General features: G+C 62.4%; 1 protein-coding gene, 1 tRNA gene and 2 pseudogenes. 1 reads left to right on the forward strand and 3 read right to left on the reverse strand.

Going from position 1 to position 1,881, the window contains the following annotated elements; all coding sequences use genetic code 11:
- The 3 genes and pseudogenes from ABZW16_RS43870 to ABZW16_RS43880 form a co-directional block, all read right to left on the reverse strand.
- Positions 1–250 (reverse strand): annotated as a pseudogene (locus tag ABZW16_RS43870) (hypothetical protein); the annotation flags it as partial.
- Between the two features lie 9 nt (positions 251–259).
- The gene (locus ABZW16_RS43875) at positions 260–691 is read right to left on the reverse strand and encodes a DUF937 domain-containing protein (protein WP_354962089.1); all 432 of its coding nucleotides are present in this window, start codon (positions 689–691) and stop codon (positions 260–262) included.
- Between the two features lie 67 nt (positions 692–758).
- Positions 759–831 (reverse strand) — tRNA-Lys (locus ABZW16_RS43880).
- Between the two features lie 849 nt (positions 832–1,680).
- Between ABZW16_RS43880 and ABZW16_RS43885 the strand changes: the two are divergent.
- Positions 1,681–1,794: pseudogene (locus ABZW16_RS43885) on the forward strand (TetR/AcrR family transcriptional regulator); the annotation flags it as partial.
- Positions 1,795–1,881: the final 87 nt, after the last annotated feature.

Here is a 1,881-nt window from a genome sequence, read left to right on the forward strand (position 1 = left end):
CGGGAGTGTCGGCGCGGGCGAGCTTCAGCGTTTTGCGCCCGAAAAGACCGTCCAGCATGCTTCCGAGCGCACCACCTGCGTTCTCGGCCAACGCTTCTCCGATCGCGCCCCCGATGCCGCCGCTGCCGCCGAGCAGACCGCCGAGTATGTCGCGGATGCCGCCGCTCGACTGTGTCCGCGGCGCCGCCGTGCTGTCACCGCCGCGGGTCAACTGCTCGGCCAGATGGGCCATCACGATGGGAGTCGGCATCGGCAGCAGCTAGGCGACCAGGTCGTTGCCGACGGTGCCCGCGGTCGCGCCGAGCGCGCTGATCACCGCGTTCTGCTTCGCGCCGAAGACCTTGTCGACGATCTTCGACCCGCTGGCGATATCGACCTTGTCGACATCCGCCGCGCCCTCGCCTTCGATGAGTTCACCGTGCTGGTCCAGCGCGCCGATCAGAGCGCCCACCGGTTCGGTCGCGTTGGCCGGTAATCCGCCGAGCAGGGTCGGCAATGCCGCCTTTACCGCATTCGTCGCCATGAGTTGGTCGACACCCAACTTGTCGGCGAGCTGTGCAATGGGAACTTGGGAGAGCAGATCATCGAAGGACGTCACCTGTTGTCGAGGGATGCCCCCGGTGTGCGGGGACGTGCCCGCGGTATGGGAAAGCCTGCCCGAAATGTGCCGATTCGCGGTCGGTGCCGACATACGCCGGGTGTGCGAACGGACCGAAAAAGACTCAGGCGTCCGGTATGAAACCGGACGCCTGATTCGGTGCCCCCAGTAGGGCTCGAACCTACGACCTGCGGATTAAAAGTCCGTAGCTCTACCAACTGAGCTATAGGGGCGCGGAGGGACAGTGTAGTTGGCTCGGCGCGGATCGGGTAACCGGGGGCGGGACGCGGCGGGTGGGCCGCGGTTCGGTTCGCTCGGGGTTGCCGGGGGCGGGGGCGAGTCATGCTGGCGTAGCGGGTAACACGGCGCGTGCACGCGGCGATGCTGCGGGTAAACGTTTGGTGCCCAGCTTTGTTCATTTCGCCCGTGCCGGGCTACCATCCAATCATGTTGCGTACCAATGTCTTTGGATTTGCGGGGGGTGTAGGGTCAGCGCGCGGGGGGACGCAGCGAGGCGGCTGGCCGGTGTCGCGCGGTCGGCGCCGCGGCGATCGGTGCGCTGGTCGACTCGGGTGAACGGTGCTGCGTCGCTGCCGAATTCGGAAATCAAAGCGGCTCGATCGCATGATTGCGCGATGTTAGCTGTAACAGATATCCGGATGTTTCGTCCGCTCGAGTCTTCGGTTTGCCGCGTGTCGGATGGCCTTTCCGGGTACGGTGACGACTTGGTGAATTACGGAGGAATCGCCGACTTACCCGGCGATCCGGAATTCGGCTTATCGTTGTTGTGCCCGAACGTGTCGCGACCGGTACGGCCGATCGTGACTTCCTACGAGTCGACGCCGGGGGAGGCAGATCCGAGACGAAGTAATGCCCAGGTGCGCACCCCCTGCGGCGCACCTGGGCAAGAAAACTATACCAGCTGGTGTGTTTCAGGATTTTCGCAAGTTTTCGTACCGAAAGTTTGAAACTGGGCGAAATCCCGGTTTGAAGTATTGATAAAACTCATAACTTCGCGCCAAGGGTCCGTTCCATTGGGGGGCACCGTTTGGCGGCGAGTAGGCTTCGGAGGCGTTTCGAGCATGGCACGGCAGCAAGAGCGGGCCCGCCGGACACGCGCGGCGATAATCAGGTCCGCCGCCGTTGAGTTCGGGAAGAGCGGCTATGCCGCTGCATCGCTCAACCGCATAAAGCAGCAGCGATAACAGTATTTCCTAAAGATAATGATTCAATACCAGCGCCACGTACAAATAATGTTAAACCTAATAAACCAAATACAATTG

The sequence above is a fragment of the Nocardia sp. NPDC004604 genome (assembly GCF_040609795.1).
Taxonomy (GTDB): domain Bacteria; phylum Actinomycetota; class Actinomycetes; order Mycobacteriales; family Mycobacteriaceae; genus Nocardia.

Bases quoted from the DNA above. Each gene is read 5' to 3' on its own strand.
- ABZW16_RS43875 (WP_354962089.1), bottom strand. From the start codon at position 691: ATGTCGGCACCGACCGCGAATCGGCACATTTCGGGCAGGCTTTCCCAT.